Genomic DNA, 17,204 nt, shown 5'->3' with positions numbered 1-17,204 from the left:
TAAGCGGATGAAGGTTTCCGCGGTCGTTTTGGATTTGGACGGGACCTATCTGGATTCCCGCAAACAGGTGAGCGAGCGTAATCTGAAAGCAGTTCTAGCCTGCCACGAGCAGGGCATACCGATCCTCATCGCAACCGCACGTCCTCCGAGGTCCGTTCAAGATTTGCTTCCGGAACCCATACGGAATATCGGAGTTATTATTTATTATAACGGGGCGCTTATCATTAACGAGGCCTTGAACCTAAGAGAGCATTATCCGATAAACCCGGCGATTAGTAAAGAATTGATGGATTATATTTTTACTCATGAGAGCGATCCTTATCTTTCGGTTGAGGCGGAGGACAGCTGGTTTAGCAGCAGGGAGCTGGACTATATGGAAATGATGCATATTAACCATAAGCCGCGCGTTGTATCGTTAGAGGAAATGCAGCTATTGTCACCTTCCAAAATTTTGATAAGCCATTATGACGATGTGCAGCCATTAATAGATCGTTTCGGACATAAGGTGAATCTGGTGGTCACGGATTCCGGGACATTGATTCAAATCTCATCGAAAGAAGCCTCCAAGGAAAACGCAGTTTCACGGATATGTGAACGCTTGGGTGTTCCAATGGAGGAAGTCATGGTATTTGGAGATGACTTTAATGATGCAGGCTTATTCCAGCGCTGCGGCTATGCCATTGCCATGGGAAACGCCATCAAGGAGTTAAAGGACATGGCCTATGTGGTTACGGAAACCAATGATAACGATGGGGTTGCCGTTGTGTTGGAGCGGTTATGCAAATGAGCAGGAATGTAGTAGGTGCCTGCGTGTAAGGGAAACTTGCGACGCTGGCAGCATACGGCTTGGCTAAACGCGGGTAGTTGAAAACGTTATCTAGACAGGATGCCAATAACTGTATATAATATAGAAGAGTTATTTCATCCCGCGCGGGTGTAGTTCAATGGCAGAACTCCAGCTTCCCAAGCTGGTGGCGTGGGTTCGATTCCCATCACCCGCTTAATAAGGATTTTTCACGCATTTTGTTTAGTGGTCAAGTGAAAACCGCATTTCAACGACCAACACACTAACCTTGTGACACACAAAATCACTTGGAAGGTGTGTTTTTATTTATGCTTATTAAGTTTACTATCGTAGTGGAAATCAGAGATTAGCAAGTAGGCTTCCTAAATCTTTAAAGAACGCATATCAAGAATCTTGTGATATAAATGAGCAACTGACTTCGCTTCCAAATGTTCTTGAAATCAAACAAAAAGAACTTAGCATGGTAATAGAACTTGATAGGACGTTATGAAAGAGTGAGCCCAAAGATGATTGATTTTCTAAGAAATAAGGCAGTTAAAGCATACGACGAAATTAATGATATAGCAGAACAACCAAATCTGCTGTTCTCTAATGACAAAGGTCAGTACAATGCTGAAGCTAGTTATAATCTTTACACCATTCAAAAGTTGAATAAATTAATTAAGAAAAGCAGTATTTCTATTGGGGAGTTGGAAAAGGTATTTATTTTTATTGAAGCGTCTTGGTCTACATATTTGAAAAAACATTATAGAGATAGATCATTCATTTTTTACATTTGGGGAGATTACCAGATGCCCGCTATTAAGCTGTCAGTTGTTTCCTTTCTATGAAGGTTTTGAATTACCCTTTGGATGTATCTTGAACAAGGTAAGCGATATGCAGGAAGTACTGTTTCAATACAAAGAAAAAGCATATTTTGATGGTATTACTATTATTGAAACGGACGAATCGATCTTAAATGAAGAAGGATCGGAAAATGATTATATACTAACCGTATACTCAAAAATCATTATCTGTTAGATTTTGCCAATTAATGATTATGAACCTGTTCAAGCATTCCGCCATACTCACTTATTAAAGGAATCAGCCTTTTCTGTCAGTTGACTGAAAAGGCTGATTGAATGAGATTAAGTTACAACAAACTCTACAGTAATTGGATTTCCGGGATCCAGAACGTCCCCTCCAGGGATGGTGATAGCGGTGGTTGTTACAGTGGAAGTATCGGCTGTTTGGATCATACCATTGATGTAAAGATTATAGTAAGAATATAATCCAGGAAAAGCAGTTGCTGCAACACCAGCGTCTGTTGTAAAAGCAGTAGCGGCGATAGCAAAAGTCGCGCCTGTTCCCGTTCCGAGTCCTGCAGTTGAATTAAAACGTCTAGAATTGATATACGGTGTAGTTATTGGCATCATTCTCACCCCCTTGTCTTATTTCAATAAATGCGGGGAAGTCATTTTATGGAAGGGCAAATCATGTGCTAAATATAACCAAATTGTGGAAATGAGAAGAAGCCCCGGAGAATGATCCGGGGCTTTTTTTATTAGGACCATATGGGGACGGATTAATGACTTAAACCATTGTGCCGCAAGGGTTTTTTCTTTGCATATTTTTCGGTAAACAGGTGACGACTTTCGGTTTATGGGGCCAATTATGGGGGGGGAATGTTCACCTCTAGGATGTAGATCCTCAAACAGGAGTTTATCCAATCTCTTAGGCCTGATTAGCTAAGCTATGAGCTAATCAGGCCTTTCCTGCATTCTGCGTGACCAAAGTTTGTCTTTTGCTTCCTTCAGAATTTCTTTAGAAATATCCCCATAAGCTCCTAAGATTTTTACATTAACATACTCTTATCGACATCAACGAGGAGGTTAGAGCGTGATTAGCGATATCATCATACAGTTAGTCGGACACTATGGATATCTGATTTTTTTCCTAGCCTTCTGCCTAGGTCCATTCGGGATCCCTGTTCCTAATGAAATAACCATACTAACAGGCGACATTTTGAGTAACAATGGGGCTTTAAACCCGTGGATTGTATATATGGCTATCTTCGCAGGCTTATTTACAGCCATTACATTTGCTTATTTTGCGGGTAGATTCTTTGGGGAGAAATGTAAAAGCAAATTCCAAAACAACAGACATTTTCAGAAAGCAGAAACCCTTTTTAAACAACATGGAGATATTGCAATGTGTCTTGGATTATTCATTCCGATCGTACGGTATATTTTGCCCGTGTTTGCTGGTTTTAGCGGTATCTCGTACAAAAAGTTTGCTTTGATTTCTTATCCAAGCGCTTTGGCTTGGACCGCCGCATTTTTTACAATCGGTAAGTTCTTTGGAAGCCACATATTGAATTTGCTGGCTTTATTTGATCTTAAATCGGCCGCGGTTGGTTTGATGATAGCTGTCGGCGGCTTAATCATAACCAAGCTATTAAGGTTAAAAGCTTCAAACCGCTCTTTGCTGCATGAGCTTTTCAACAAATGAAGTAAATAAAGAAACAGGAGGGAATCATTTGAATTCGAATCAGAATCTAAAGTTCTTGCTGCGGTTTATCCAAAATCCAAAACAAGTGGGGAGTGTTATTCCCAGTTCTCGATTTTTAGCGAAAAAAATGGTTGAATCTGTCGTGCCGTGGGATCGTGTATCCGCAATCGCTGAGCTTGGCTCCGGTACAGGAGCCATCACGCGATTTATCAAACCGCGGGTTAGTGATGCTGCTAAGGTGTTATTGTTTGAAATGGACGATACGATGAAGAGAGACTTGCAAACAAACTATCCCCATTTTTCAAGTTATTCAAACGCCTGCCACTTAACTAAAATAATGAGTCAACATGGTATTCATCAATTGGATTCCGTGATTAGCGGGCTACCCTTTTTTAATTTTAAGAGCGATCTCAGAGAAACGTTACTTCATCAAATTACCGAAGCATTAAAACCGGGAGGCTACTTTATCGCCTTTCAATACTCTTTACAGATGAAGAAACATTTATCCGAGAAATTCATCATTGAAAAAATTGATTTTGTGCCCCTTAACTTTCCTCCAGCCTTTGTTTATATATGCCGTAAAAAGGAGGAGATTTAATGCTGACTTGATCATCTTCGTATTCGCTTCTTAAAAATAGGAATAGGGGCAAAGCAGGATGATTACAGTACTTGTTGTCGATGACGACCCCGAAATTCGGGATGTTATTCACGTATATTTACGAAATGAAGGATATCGTGTTCTAGAAGCTGCAGACGGTCTGGAAGCACTGGATCTATTAAAGTCAAACCTCATCCATCTGGTTATCTTAGATGTAATGATGCCCCGAATGGACGGGATTAAAGCTTGTATCAAAATTAGGGAAACTTCAACGCTCCCTTTATCATGCTCTCAGCAAAGGAAGAGGATATTGATAAAATTACTGGTCTTACGACCGGTGCCGACGATTACGTTACGAAGCCTTTTAATCCATTAGAATTACTGGCCCGGGTCAAAGCCCAACTAAGGAGGCAGACGTTTGCGGAAAAAGGAACAAACGATTCCCTAATCCGCATCCGAGACCTCGTGATCGACAAGGCCAAACATTTCGTAACATTGAAAGGAAAAGAAATTTCGCTGACACCGTTAGAGTTTACCATATTAGAATTACTCGCAAGCCACCCAGAGCAAGTATTTAGCGCGGATAAAATTTACGAAAGCGCTTGGAAGGAACCTTCCGGATATTCAGAAAATACGGTGATGGTTCACATTCGGAATATTCGCGAAAAAATAGAGGATACCCCAAGAGAGCCGCGATATATTAAAACCGTTTGGGGAGTCGGGTACAAAATGGAAAAATAAACAGGTCCGGTCTGAAAGGGGGCCAAGACGTGGTTATACTGCTTTTAGTTGCGATAGTATTCATTTTACTTTACGTTGCCGTCAAGGTACGCCGTGATAGTATGTTGGAGATGATTTTCATCATTCTTCTTTTAGTTGGAGGCATGATCCTCTTTTATCAAATCCTCTATTTTGAAGATAGAATGCCGTTTTATGGAGTAAGCAGACTGGGACACTTTCTTTGCCATGCTATTATTTCCTTCTCATAGATGTATAATAATTCCTCTATCAATTTAGAATAATATCACATAGTAAGCACAAAGTCACTGTTTATCCTTTTTCATATAGTTCTTTAGGTATAAATAAGAATAAAATTGATATCAGTAATAGATCTGAAAAAATAGAATGAAACATGCCTTTTATCACAAATTTCAACTAATTAATACCTTTTCTTTTTAATTTTATAGCCCTCCAAACTTTTTCCGCAACTTCAACAGCATCATTAAAAAGAAACTGTGTTCTTCCATGTTGTTCATTAGTATTTTCTTTAACATATGCATAAACAAAATCTCTTCTAAGTTGTTTATTAGTACATAAATGAAATTGATCATTATTAATCAATTCATCTTCAAGTTCCTTTAGGAGTTTGTTTTGTGCTTCTAATTCTTTTTCTCTCTTTTCGTGGTTTATCTTATTAATTGCATCCCTATGATCTTCAATAATTTCTTTTAATTCTTCATCAGGATCTTCAACTATTTGGACTTGAATATTAAATCATCATTGTACTCTTCAACTTCCTTTTCAATAACATTCATTAATTTATCTGGAACATAATTTCGGCTTATCATTTCTTCTGTAATTAGTTTTTCATCAATAAGGCTTTGTGAGAATTTGTCTTCTAAATAAAAAATATATTTAATATCCGAATTATGTGCAAAATCCAAGAATTCTTCAAAAGAACCGTTTTCCACATCACTAAATTCTATATCAATATTCTTTGTGCGACCTATAATTGTTTTAACACCAACCCACATAAATAACCTTTTTTTCTAAATTGCTACTGACCAAACAATGACTATGAACTATTAATAAATTCCATTAATATATCCACTGTACAAAAAAATCATGTAAACAATAAATCATTTTTTATTTATTTTAATGAAGAGAGAAACTCCCTTCCTTTTTCATCTAGCGATAACCTCACCAGTGTCTGAGTTGATTTTTTTTACGATTATCTTTGCTTCATCTAAAAAGTTACCAATCTCAACATGCCATTGCTTAATTGCGACGTGAAATTCAGCTTTCCTTATATATGGGTTATTAATTTCATCTTTAGAGTATCCTAACGCTTTTCCTATTGCTACCTCTTGACTTATTGAGCTTCCACTTTTGTTTTCCAGCGTTTTAATAACTAATTTTGTACCCATTGCTTGTTCAGGATATGATTCTGCAATTTCACCAGTAACCCATACTTCAACATTCATTCCAAGCTTTAATTGATCTTTATTAAGGAAATTTTTCTTTTCATCAATGATTTTTGCATTAGTGATGGATACATAAATCGCTCTTGGTTTGTTTTCTTTCTGTTCGACAACTAAAACAGAGTTTTCTCCTAATTTTACAATAAGTCCTGTCATTACAGCTCTTTCATTCTTTCCACAACCTGTTGTAGTGAAACTAAGGATTAAAATTACAATAATAAAACACTTATAGTTCACTTCATCATCTCCTTCCAATATGGTAATTAAAGAGTAAGATAGCTATTAATATAGCTATCTTACTTGAAAAAAACTATGGGCTTGTAGTAACCGGATAAACCCCTAGAGCACTAATTACATTTTGGACTTGCGTATAAATTCCACCTGACCCAGTATGAATACCCATGATTGTATATCCAGCCCAGATAGTAGAACCGCTATCTCCTTTCATTGAAGAATAACTAGCCTGTTCTCCTCTTCCAGATCACGAATCTGTTTCTGAAGATCACGTATGGCCTTGTCTTCCGGTTTTAGTTGCCCACTACCGGGAAACGCCCCGCTGCCGTCCTGTTTAAACTCGGCGATCCAGCGATAGATCGTATTCTCATGCAGATCCATCTCACGGGCTACCTGCGCCACCGACTTCCCTTCTTTTTGAACGAGTCGAACGGTTTGAAGTTTGAATTCTTTGTCGTATTTTTTCGTCATGTCGGACACCTCGATTATGAATACTTTTATTTTCGCACTCTCGGTTCTCCGTGTCCGATATTGAGTCTAGCACCACAATTGATGGAATACATCATTGGGGAAAAAAACAGGAAATATCTTAAAATACTCAGGAATCATAATGCTATCGTACTTGTTCCCGTCAGTCATGAAATGTTATTAGGGGATTTAGCGGATGAATGGATCCATTTGTAATTGCTCAGCGAAATACAGAATTTTTTACCTTGAATAGTTAGCTTCGAGTTAGCGGCGCGGGTTCGATTCTCATTACCTGCTTCTACCAGATTGGCTATGAATGTTGGTTTGTAGCATACAAGTAAAGTCTTTTCCAATGCATTTCCTTAAAAACTATCCCAATGCATCGATATTCGCCAGTGACTGTGCGAGTATTATGCATTTTTTTGTATCAAAGCAATTAGAGAAGAAACGAGCTTGAAGCAAAAAGGGGAACAGTGCACATTGTCGAATTATTGTAGTTACATGCAATATGGACGTATGCTGCTTATAAAGGGGTAGTGTTAGACAATGCAAGAGCTTCACAAAACCTTCCAGATCCCGGATGAAATCTATGGAAGAGATGAGGAATTGGCTGTCCTGCAACATGCATTTCACTGGGCTTCTCTGGGCTCAACCGAAGTGGTGATTATTTCGGGGCAGCCCGGCGTGGGGAAAACCTCCCTCGTGCAAAAGAGCTTTAAGTCCGGCGTTATCGGAGTTTGCAAGTTTGCGTCAGGCAAATTTGATCAATATAGTACCGGAACCCCTTACGAGCCCTTCATCAAATGCTTTCAAACCGTCATTAGGCAGGTGCTCACGGAGCCGGATTCCGTACTCCAAGCATGGATTCAACGCATACGAGAAGTGGTTGGATCGAACGGTGCGGTCATTACGGAAGTGATTCCAGAGGCAGGGCTGCTTCTACAGCCTGAGCTTCCGCTAGAGGAGCTGCCTGCTATAGAATCCCAGAACCGCTTTGAATCGGTTTTTTGCCGATTTGTTCAAGTGTTTGCCCAGATGGATCATCCTCTCGTCTTATTTTTTGATGATGTACAATGGGCGGATGAGGCTTCTCTTCGGCTGCTGCACTCCTTGATTGTCTCTCCGGAAAGTCACAATTTGCTTGTTATCGCTGCTTATCGGGAGCAGGAAAGCATAGGGAGGATCGAACAATGGCTATTGGAGGAGCATACCGGATATTCGGTGCGCAGAATCTCTCTTAAGCCTCTCGAATTCGGGCATATTCAAAGCATAGTGGCGGCTTCGCTTGGCTGCACTCCTGCTGAATGCTTGCCATTGGCCCATTTGCTGTTTGCCAAATCAGCAGGCAATCCGTTCTACATGAAGCAGCTGTTCAAATTGGCGCAGGATGAGCAGTATATCCGATTTAATGTCCAAGATAATAGGTGGGAATGGCAGTTGGAGGCCATGAAGCATTTTCAGGAAATGGATGGGCAAATCGAATATTTGGAGGAACGTATCAACAAGCTGCCGATGCGCTCCAGGCAGTTGCTTGTCATCAGCGCTTGTCTGGGGAATAGGTTTCATGCTGCGCTGCTTAGTGCTGTAAGCGGTTATAAGGAAAATGAAGTTTATGAGCTATTGTCCCCTGCTGTTGAAGTGGGCCTCTTGGCTGCGGTTGAGGAAACGGAAGCGGCTAGGGGATATCAATTTATACATGATAAAATCCAGCAAGCGGCCTATTCCATGCTAGATCATCAACATTTAATGGAGGCACATCATCGGGCAGGACTTTATTTGCTGAAGGAATATGCCGATAAAGAGCCATATTTGTTCGATATTGTGAACCATTTTAACCATGCATTGGATTTACTATCTCCCGAAGACCGCATAATGGCCGCCGGTTTGAACGAGGAAGCTGGCAGGAAAGCATTGCAATCCTCCGCTTATTCGACAGCCCTGCGTTATTTTCAAACAGGGATGGATTGCGTCCCGGATACCTTCTGGAACGATCGATTTGAATTCATGTTTCAGCTCCATCTAAAGTATGCCGAGTGTGCTTACCTATGCGGTCAATATGAACAGGCCGATGCGGTGCTGAATGCACTTTTGAACCGGTCGGAGCATTGGCCGGATCGGGTGCAGGTTTATAAATTACAAATTGATCGGTACAGCAACACTGGAAACTATTCGCAAGCCATCGATTTAGGACTTCAATCGCTGCGGGAGGTTGGGATTCGAATAGCGCAACAGCCGCATAAGTTGGTCATTCTAAAGGAGGTTTTTTTGACCAAACGGTTACTGCAGAAGAGGATGGAGGAGCTGCCTTCTTTACCAGAGGTTACCGACCCGCAAGCCAAAGGGGTGATGGAGCTGTTAGTAGCTCTTGTAGCGCCGACGTTCTTCTTCAACCGCGCCGTATTTGCTATTATTGCTTCCAAATTCATTCGCCTCGTTTACGAATATGGATCTTCTACTGTAGCTCCCAGCTTATATGCGGCTTATGGCATGCTGTTAGGTACCGCACTTGGCCAATACCAGATGGGCTACCGCTTGGGGCAAATAGCAATTGAGTTGGCCGATCGTTCTGGTGTGGCCTCCATTAAAACCAAAGTACATGTCATGTTTTACGGTGTCATTTCTCCCTGGGTGCGGTTTGACCGGGAGGATGAGGTTAAGCTGGAGCAGGCGGCCCGATTAGGCCTGGAGGCAGGGGATTATGTATATGCAAGCTACGCGATCGGCAGCCTCATCAATTTGTCTTACGTTCGAGATTCCATGGATCGCATGTACGATGTCAATCGCAGAAATTTGCAGGTGATCGAGCAAACCAAAGAGGATTTGGTATACAAGAACGCTCTGATTTACATGGAATTGGCCAACAGCTGGAGGTTCTCTCAGGGAGAAATTTTATCTATTACGGACGGCAGGGGCAGCGAAACGGAATTTTTGGAAGAAGTCATGAAGGATGAGGGAAAAGCTGTCACGCTGTATCAAGTATGTACGTACAAGGCACAAATGTACTATTTGTTTGGATATTACCGGGAAGCGGTCCGCTTATCGGAGCAAGCCAATCCCTATGAGCATTTGTCAGCCCATGCACCTCACTTATCGGAGCATCACTTCTATGAGGCATTATCCATAGCAGCCGCGTGGGAGGAATTGCCGGCAAGTGAACGAAGCACATATTCCAAAACGTTAAAGCGAAGATATAAGCAGTTCAAGGCATGGGATAGGATATCGCCGGAGAACTTCAGACATAAGCTGCTGCTGATTGAAGGGGAAATAGCCCGTTTAAAAGGGAATGAGCAGGAAATGACCGATTTATATGACCGTTCCATACTGTTTGCCCGTGAGAGGAATTACGTGCAATACCAAGCGATTGGCTGCGAGCTGGCCGCGAAATATCATTTGCATAAAGGCAGGGAAAGAATTGCCCTGGGCTACATGCAGGAGGCGTATGAGCTGTACGGTGTATGGGGTGCTGAGGCCAAACGATATCGATTAAGAGCACAATACCCGCAATGGCTGCAGGAGCCTTCCAACAACCAAACACTAGCATCCTTCGACATTTCAGACGTTGGCTTGGGGCAATCCCAGCAAAAGGATATAGACATTCATGGTACACCAGAGGATGTGAATGTAAGGAAAGAGACTGCTGCAAAAGAGATCGATTTTGGTGCGATTGTAAAAGCGTCCTTATCTATGTCACAGGGGCTAGATCTGAAGGAGCTTCAGAAGCATCTGCTTGAAATTATTATGGAGACCTCGGATGCAGAAAAGGGATGCCTGCTTGTACTAAGAAACGGCGAGTTGCGATTGGAAGCCGTTATGCGAGGTAAGGGGGAGGCAGCGGATGTATCTATCGCATTAGAGGATAGCGAGGAAGTTCCGGTCACTATGATTCAGTACGCATCCCGTCTGGGGCATTGGGTACAATCCGAAAATGCTTCCCAGGATGATCTTTTTCAAACAGATCCCTATATTATCCGAAAGCAAAGCCGGACGGTTTGCTGCTTACCGCTTTATTTGCAAGATCGATTTTCAGGCATGCTTTATTTGGAAGATAGCAGACGATGCCGTTCTTTCTCGGATGATAGGATCGACACTGTTCGTATACTGGCCTCCCAAGCTTTATTTGTCTGGAAGCTGTCCGGTTCATTCGGAGATCATTCGGATTCTCCTCCCGTGACAACAGAGATTAAGCAGGAGGAGGGCATTGTTGACGCCTTGACCGACCGCGAGCTTGAAGTACTGAATCTGATGGCCTCCGGAATGACGAATAAGGAAATCGCTTATCAGCTGGGAGTAACGGCAGGAACGGTTAAGGTTCATATCCACAACATCTTCAGCAAACTGAATGTGAACCGGAGAACGAAAGCTATCGCCGAAGCCAAAAAGAAAAACATACTGAATTAGCAAAAAGGATGCGCGAAGCATCCTTTTTTTACATAATTTATAAATTTCGGGGCTCCCCGTAAAGTACCTGAATCAGCTTCGAAGCCAAGGCCCCGCTTTGTGGGGTTCTTTTATGCGGAAATAATGGTTTTTTCTTTGGGTCTATACCATTTGGTATATGCGGTTTTTTGTCGAAATAGATACAATCGTAGCGTACTTCAAACAGAGAAAACGGTTTGAAGCATATTCATATAGGCAGGAGGAACTAATTTATGGGAGCCTTATAGACATCGGTACGAAGGATAGAAATTATGAAGTAGGGAGGATACTGTTTTGCAATCGGCATGGTCCAAAAACAGCTTCAAACACTGGCGAATGATTATCACTTATATTCTTATTGCCGGGTTGATAGCGCTTGGTGGGGTGCTTCCGGTTCAAGCCGATTCAAGTGCTGCCGGCAGCTCTTTCAGCAGCTTTACGGTGACTACGGATACCCCCGCTTATTTTAGCGGCTACATGGATAACCAAGGGGGCTATTCAAAAGAAACGCCGGTCTATCATTTTAAGTTCACTGCTGCTGATCCTGTGCAGGCGGGTGATATCATACAAGTTGAGCTGCCTTATCAGTATAATTTTGAAGGGAACCCTAGCTTATTTATGTGGACAGCCAATCAGGCGATTCCGACAGTCAACATGGCTGTTATGGTTAATGGAATATCCAGGAGCATCGTGGATACAGCAGCTACACAATACTCCGAGAATGGGAAGCCAGCCCTGCAATTCAAAATGTCCGGCGGCATCGTAAGCGGTGATAGTGTGGACATTCGATTGATGAATTTTTTGATCACCCCCGATTATCATTACATGAGACCGGGGCCGCAGGAGTATGCGATCAGCACGGACAAAAACGTGACCCCTTTACCAACGACGCACAATCTGTTCACCAATAATGTTGCGGATTATTACCCGGATGCCGATTCGTACGCGGCAGCAGCCGTTACGGGGTATCACTTCAAGTTTACTGTGATGCAGCCCATTGATCCAAGCTCAAGCATCACGATAGTGTTTCCTCAAGAAAGTACGAGACCTGCCGTGGCAGATGCCTCCAAAATAAAAATCAATGGAATGGCTGCTTCTTCGGCCGTTTGGTCCGGCAATGAATTGACGGTCCAGACCTCGATTGCATTGCCAAGCTTCTCAACCGTTCAGATTGACATGGATTCCGCCGCTCAAGTGACGAATCCGTCCGTACCGGGCTATTACAATTACGACATCAAGACCAGTGTCGATCCAAAACCTGCGTCCCGGAAGATCGGAATCATGCCCTCATCAGGGGGGGCTTTGGCAGATAATCCATCTCATAACGGGGGCTATGTAAGCAGTAATGGTAATCAATTGCGCTTTATGTTTGCTGCGCCTACTATACTGAAGGCAGGGGACACCGTTACTGTGTCCAGCGCTCCCGGTACTATATTGAGTGATCCTAGTATAGCCGCCGGAGATATTAAATTGGAATGGTCAGCCCCATACCAAGAGCAAAACGAAGCCTCTCCGAGCTCAGTAACTCGGTTAGCAGACAACAAGCTTCAATTCGTACTTCCTGCAGAATATTATTGCGATCCTGATTATCATCTCGTCTTCAACCTTCCAAACGTCATTGCCCAAAGCTATGGGGATTATGAATTTCAAGTAACCACTTCACAGCAGCGTATCCCTGCAAGCGTAACGCTGCTTGTTACACCTCCGCAAATTCAAAATCTGAAGCTGAATGTCAGCTCGACAGTGGCAGACACTCCCAATGTGTCCTATTCGTTTGCTTTCGAGACGAACGAGCCGTTGGAGGAGGGAGACGCATTTCAAATCGTGATTCCTCGGGGAATGACCGTTCCGGAAGGAATACAAGCAAGGGATGTTAGCGTTAATGGCGTGCAGGCAGACAGTGTTTCGTATGATCGATTTCTGCGTAAGCTTAGTGTTGGGCTCCCCATGAATCTGCACTTGATGGATCCGGTTACCATCACCATCGCCGGCAGTGCGGGGCTGACCAATCCGGCTATTGGGGAATACTCGTTCAGCGTCTATCCTATGTGGTACGACTGGGAAGCAGCTGTCGTAAAAATTAGCTTTACCGAAGCGCCGACTATGACGGGAATTACGATTTCTCCGAATACTGTAGATCTGAAGCTGGGAGAAAGGGTGAACAAGCAGCTTCAGGTAACGGCGAATTTTTCAGATCAATCGGTTAAGGACATAACAGCCTCAAGCGCAGGCACGACGTATAGCAGCAGCGATACGAATGTGGCCATCGTCAGCGCAGACGGACTCATTGAAGCCCAGCAGGCAGGACAAGCGGTGATTACCGTTACCAGCAGCGGTTATACCCATGCGGTGAACGTAAAGGTAGCCAAAGCCGATGCTCCCCCTCCTGCCACTGTAACAGGAATTACCGCTTCTCCCAAAGTGGTCGAACTGAAGCTGGGAAGCAATGTCAGCCAGCAGCTTCAAGTAACAGCCAGCTTATCAGATCAAACGGCCAGAGATGTTACCGCGGCAGACACAGGTACGACGTACAGCAGCAGCGACACCAATGTAGCGACCGTCCAATCGAACGGTTTGATCGAGGCTAAGCAGTCCGGTCAGGCGGTCATCACGGTAACCAACAGCGTCTACACCGACAAAGTGAATGTTACAGTAACCAAAGCCGACACCCCGACACCGAATATTACGATGACGGGAATAGCCGTCTCACCCAAGGTGGTAGAACTGAAGCTGGGGAGCAATGTTAGCAAGCAGCTTCAAGTTACGGCGAGCTTATCGGACCAAACGACCAAAGACGTCACGGCGGCAAGCACTGGCACGTCGTACAGCAGCAGCAATACCAATGTAGCTACCGTTCAATCGAACGGTTTAGTCGAAGCCAAGCAGTCCGGTCAGGCGGTCATCACGGTAACCAACAGCGTCTACACCGACAAAGTGAATGTTACAGTAACCAAAGCCGACACCCCGACACCGAATATTACGATGACGGGAATAGCCGTCTCACCCAAGGTGGTAGAACTGAAGCTGGGGAGCAATGTTAGCAAGCAGCTTCAAGTTACGGCGAGCTTATCGGACCAAACGACCAAAGACGTCACGGCGGCAAGCACTGGAACAACGTACAGCAGCAGCGATATGAGCATAGCGACCGTCCAATCGAACGGTTTGATCGAAGCCAAGCAGTCCGGACAAGCGGTCATCACGGTAACCAACAGCGTTTATAGTGAAAAGGTCAACGTCACGGTAGCAGCGGCAGATCAACAAGGCGGCGGTTCATCCACTACGAGACGTCATCATTCATCTTTACCTTTACAAGATCCGGACAGCGTAGAGAAAGACATCATTGCCGCTGAAGGTGGGATTGTAGACCTTAAAGGCATCGCTTATGTACAAATACCTCCGGCCGCGCTGCCTGCAGACGGGAAAATCAAAGCGGCCAAGCTGCCGGCAGATCAAGCTGCGGGCATGGAGCGGTATAGTCCAACGGTGGAGTTCAGCAGCAGTACCGGGAAAACGTTCAAATTACCTGTTACGTTAGGCTTTGCCTATCAAGCTCAACAAGCAGCAGCGGGTTTAAAGCCGGCGGTATATTACTACAACGAATCCCAAGCACGGTGGGTCTACCTTGGCGGTAATTGGAAAGACAACGGTACTATTACCGTGGAAGTGACCCATTTCGGCAAATTTGCCGTATTTGCATCCGAGTCCGTCCAATTTCAAGATTTAAACGGACATTGGGTGGGGGGCTATGCGGACCGCTTAGTAGGCATGAAAGTCATTCGCGGATTTGAAGATCATACATTTCGGCCGGATCAAAATGTCACCCGGGCAGAATTTGTGAAAATGATTGCAGATTTGACGGGATTGCCATCTACTGCGGCATCTACTGCGGCATCTACTGCATTTGCCGATAATGAATCGATTCCAAATTGGGCTCGAGGAGCGGTTGCATCGGCAGTGCAGGCTGGAATTATTAGCGGATATGAAGAGAAGGGCAAGCTTTGGTTCAAATCGAATCAACCGATAACGCGTGCGGAGATGGCAGTGATCTTTAATAGAGTACTGGAGCGGCATCTGACCACTACGAACACGGATAAGGTTGTGTTTTCCGACCAGGCTAGCATTCCGTCATGGGCGCAATCTGCGGTAACCGCGATAGCAGGCCATAAACTGGTTAGCGGCTATCAGGATGGTTCATTCCGTCCTGATCAAAGCGCTACGAGAGCAGAAACGGTAAAAATGCTTTATATGCTATCAGACCTATTGCCGATGTAAATTAGGTTCTGATGAGTTTAAATTACGAACCCAAACAAAAGAATGAACATGTCCATCCTGGTTTCTTATAGAACCGGGGTGGCTTTTTTACTATGCGCTGAGTGTAAGTAATAATAATGGAAATTGCCCTAGCGGCCCCTTCGTGCTTTATTGTTTTGTCAGCCAGAAAGATGATCTCATGACGTAAATGAGGATTTAATGGGTTAATTGATCCATTTGTAATCGAACAATGATATCTTTGTTTTACATTGACTAAATGTTCATTCGATAATAAAATAAAATCATTCCAAAGCACGAATAACGGAGGGATGATCATGGACTTATACTATGAGGTATCAGGCGAAGGAAATCCGATTATTCTCGTACACAGCGGCGGCGCTGATGTGCGTGACTGGACGTTTGTAGCGCCTATATTGGCTAGACAATATAGGGTGATAGCTTTCGACGGGCGCGGTTGCGGGAAATCTCCGTCTCCTACGAAGCCGATTAATTATGTCGATGATTTGCTAGCCATAATGGACCATCATCAGCTGGCGCAAGCCACGATTGTAGGCCACTCTATCGGAGGACGGATTGCCGCGGAATTCGCCTTGACTTACCCGAATCGAGCCACTAAGCTTGTACTCATTGCTCCCGATTTGTCAGGGTATACCTATAGCAGGGAGTACACAGATTGGATGCTGAACATTCAAGCGGCTGCCCCGGATCTTGACCGCATGATGGAAATTGCCCTATCGGCTCCGTCGTACTCTATCGTAATGGCCAGTCCGCAGCGTGATCTCATGATGCAAATGTGGAGGGATAACATCGCCAGAATGTTTGAGTGGGGGCATATGGAGCTGCTATGGCCGCAGCCGCCGGCGATAGATAGACTTGGCCGTCTGACTGTCACAACCTGTTTTATTATCGGCAAGGAAGATATACCAGATCTGCACCAGATAGCCCAACATTTTCGACATGTCCCTAATATCCGCTTTATTGAGCTGGAAGGGGCGGATCATAAACCGACGTTAACCCACTCTGAAGAGATCTCCCGTCATATTATCGAATTTTTGGAGGATTGATTAACGTGCCGCGGACCCCCGCAGAGAATGAACGTATAAGACAAGCCGCCAAAGACAAAATCCATGCTGCGGCAATGACGCTTTTTATTAAAAAAGGTTATCATGCAACCTCTATCGACGACGTAGCCAAACAGGCTCAAATCTCGAAGGGATTGCTGTACAATTATTATAAAGGGAAAGAAGAGCTTCTGGCTGCCATGGTCCGCGTCCGGATTGAAGAAGTGGCAGAGGTTATGGAGGCGGCTGCTGCACAGCCAACGACTTCCGACCAACTGCGCTATATCGTCGAGGGGGCGATAGATAACGTTTATCGGCGGCCGGATGTTTACCGATTTTACTTGAACCTGCAGACGCAGCCGGAGGACGATCATGTGCTTGCCTCCTACAGGAAGCAGCTGAATGAGGAATCCAGCAAGCAGTTCGAAGTACAATGTACTATGTTCGAGCAGCTTGGGGTGCAGGAGCCGAGGCTAAGATCGCTTTATTTCTCTTCCGCGCTCTACGGTGCGATGCTGATGATAGCGACATATCCCGAAGGATTCCCGGTTGAAGAGATGAAGAAGCAAATTATTCGCGACTATTGCAGCGTGCCGGAAGCATAGGCTGTACATCCTTTAACGAATCAGCCGTTAGATTATAAGGAAGCTATATCCTGA

At 44.1% G+C, this 17,204-nt stretch carries 13 protein-coding genes, 1 tRNA gene and 2 pseudogenes; 11 read left to right on the top strand and 5 right to left on the bottom strand.

Features of this window, described 5'->3' with window-relative positions; translation table 11 throughout:
* Nucleotides 1-7 precede the first annotated feature (7 nt).
* The 3 genes from ABEA66_RS07025 to ABEA66_RS07015 all read left to right on the top strand — a co-directional run bounded on the left by ABEA66_RS07025 (nt 8) and on the right by ABEA66_RS07015 (nt 1,635).
* Nucleotides 8-787, top strand: coding sequence for an HAD family hydrolase (locus ABEA66_RS07025; RefSeq protein WP_345587016.1), 780 nt, complete (start codon nt 8-10; stop codon nt 785-787).
* Nucleotides 788-930: 143 nt separating this feature from the next.
* Nucleotides 931-1,001 (top strand) — tRNA-Gly (locus ABEA66_RS07020).
* 310 nt (nt 1,002-1,311) lie between these two features.
* Entirely contained in the window at nt 1,312-1,635 is a 324-nt protein-coding gene (locus ABEA66_RS07015; RefSeq protein ID WP_345587015.1) for a hypothetical protein, read from the top strand.
* A gap of 297 nt (nt 1,636-1,932) precedes the next feature.
* On the opposite strand, the gene ABEA66_RS07010 is transcribed toward ABEA66_RS07015, so the two are convergent.
* Entirely contained in the window at nt 1,933-2,217 is a 285-nt protein-coding gene (locus tag ABEA66_RS07010; protein ID WP_079914444.1) for a DUF4183 domain-containing protein, read from the bottom strand.
* Nucleotides 2,218-2,683: 466 nt separating this feature from the next.
* Here ABEA66_RS07010 and ABEA66_RS07005 point away from each other — a divergent pair, with 466 nt between their 5' ends.
* From ABEA66_RS07005 to ABEA66_RS06990, 4 genes and pseudogenes are all read left to right on the top strand, one after another.
* Nucleotides 2,684-3,295: a DedA family protein gene (locus ABEA66_RS07005; protein WP_345587014.1), complete on the top strand. Its 612-nt coding sequence runs from the start codon at nt 2,684-2,686 to the stop codon at nt 3,293-3,295.
* 28 nt (nt 3,296-3,323) lie between these two features.
* Nucleotides 3,324-3,893, top strand: coding sequence for a class I SAM-dependent methyltransferase (locus ABEA66_RS07000; RefSeq protein WP_345587013.1), 570 nt, complete (start codon nt 3,324-3,326; stop codon nt 3,891-3,893).
* A gap of 58 nt (nt 3,894-3,951) precedes the next feature.
* Nucleotides 3,952-4,634 (top strand): annotated as a pseudogene (locus tag ABEA66_RS06995) (response regulator).
* Between the two features lie 29 nt (nt 4,635-4,663).
* The gene (locus ABEA66_RS06990; RefSeq protein ID WP_079914447.1) at nt 4,664-4,882 is read left to right on the top strand and encodes a hypothetical protein; all 219 of its coding nucleotides are present in this window, start codon (nt 4,664-4,666) and stop codon (nt 4,880-4,882) included.
* A gap of 166 nt (nt 4,883-5,048) precedes the next feature.
* Here the strand turns inward: ABEA66_RS06990 and ABEA66_RS06985 are convergent, their stop codons facing one another.
* From ABEA66_RS06985 to ABEA66_RS06970, 4 genes and pseudogenes are all read right to left on the bottom strand, one after another.
* Nucleotides 5,049-5,234 (bottom strand): hypothetical protein, encoded by a 186-nt coding sequence (locus ABEA66_RS06985; RefSeq protein WP_144028080.1) that lies wholly within the window; start codon nt 5,232-5,234, stop codon nt 5,049-5,051.
* A 131-nt stretch (nt 5,235-5,365) separates the two neighbouring features.
* Nucleotides 5,366-5,647 (bottom strand): hypothetical protein, encoded by a 282-nt coding sequence (locus tag ABEA66_RS06980; protein ID WP_345587012.1) that lies wholly within the window; start codon nt 5,645-5,647, stop codon nt 5,366-5,368.
* A 150-nt stretch (nt 5,648-5,797) separates the two neighbouring features.
* The gene (locus ABEA66_RS06975) at nt 5,798-6,331 is read right to left on the bottom strand and encodes a DUF3221 domain-containing protein (RefSeq protein ID WP_179136282.1); all 534 of its coding nucleotides are present in this window, start codon (nt 6,329-6,331) and stop codon (nt 5,798-5,800) included.
* A gap of 219 nt (nt 6,332-6,550) precedes the next feature.
* A pseudogene (locus ABEA66_RS06970) lies at nt 6,551-6,799 on the bottom strand (transposase); the annotation flags it as partial.
* Nucleotides 6,800-7,342: 543 nt separating this feature from the next.
* Here ABEA66_RS06970 and ABEA66_RS06965 point away from each other — a divergent pair.
* The 4 genes from ABEA66_RS06965 to ABEA66_RS06950 all read left to right on the top strand — a co-directional run bounded on the left by ABEA66_RS06965 (nt 7,343) and on the right by ABEA66_RS06950 (nt 17,150).
* Nucleotides 7,343-11,194, top strand: a complete 3,852-nt coding sequence (locus ABEA66_RS06965) for a helix-turn-helix transcriptional regulator (protein ID WP_345587010.1) — start codon at nt 7,343-7,345, stop codon at nt 11,192-11,194.
* Nucleotides 11,195-11,506: 312 nt separating this feature from the next.
* Entirely contained in the window at nt 11,507-15,484 is a 3,978-nt protein-coding gene (locus tag ABEA66_RS06960) for an S-layer homology domain-containing protein (RefSeq protein WP_345587009.1), read from the top strand.
* 314 nt (nt 15,485-15,798) lie between these two features.
* Nucleotides 15,799-16,548, top strand: a complete 750-nt coding sequence (locus ABEA66_RS06955) for an alpha/beta fold hydrolase (RefSeq protein ID WP_345587008.1) — start codon at nt 15,799-15,801, stop codon at nt 16,546-16,548.
* Between the two features lie 5 nt (nt 16,549-16,553).
* Complete coding sequence (locus tag ABEA66_RS06950; RefSeq protein ID WP_345587007.1) at nt 16,554-17,150, top strand: TetR/AcrR family transcriptional regulator; 597 nt, start codon at nt 16,554-16,556, stop codon at nt 17,148-17,150.
* Nucleotides 17,151-17,204 lie beyond the last annotated feature (54 nt).

It is taken from the genome of Paenibacillus vulneris, assembly GCF_039543185.1.
GTDB classification, from domain to species: domain Bacteria; phylum Bacillota; class Bacilli; order Paenibacillales; family NBRC-103111; genus Paenibacillus_S; species Paenibacillus_S vulneris.
The sequence above is the reverse complement of the archived record's forward strand: the minus strand, read 5'-3'. Positions and strand labels throughout refer to the sequence as shown.

Coding starts and splice junctions, on each gene's coding strand:
- ABEA66_RS07025 (WP_345587016.1), top strand. CDS start 8: ATGAAGGTTTCCGCGGTCGTTTTGGATTTGGACGGGACCTATCTGGAT.
- ABEA66_RS07015 (WP_345587015.1), top strand. CDS start 1,312: ATGATTGATTTTCTAAGAAATAAGGCAGTTAAAGCATACGACGAAATT.
- ABEA66_RS07010 (WP_079914444.1), bottom strand. CDS start 2,217: ATGCCAATAACTACACCGTATATCAATTCTAGACGTTTTAATTCAACT.
- ABEA66_RS06980 (WP_345587012.1), bottom strand. CDS start 5,647: ATGTGGGTTGGTGTTAAAACAATTATAGGTCGCACAAAGAATATTGAT.
- ABEA66_RS06965 (WP_345587010.1), top strand. CDS start 7,343: ATGCAAGAGCTTCACAAAACCTTCCAGATCCCGGATGAAATCTATGGA.
- ABEA66_RS06955 (WP_345587008.1), top strand. CDS start 15,799: ATGGACTTATACTATGAGGTATCAGGCGAAGGAAATCCGATTATTCTC.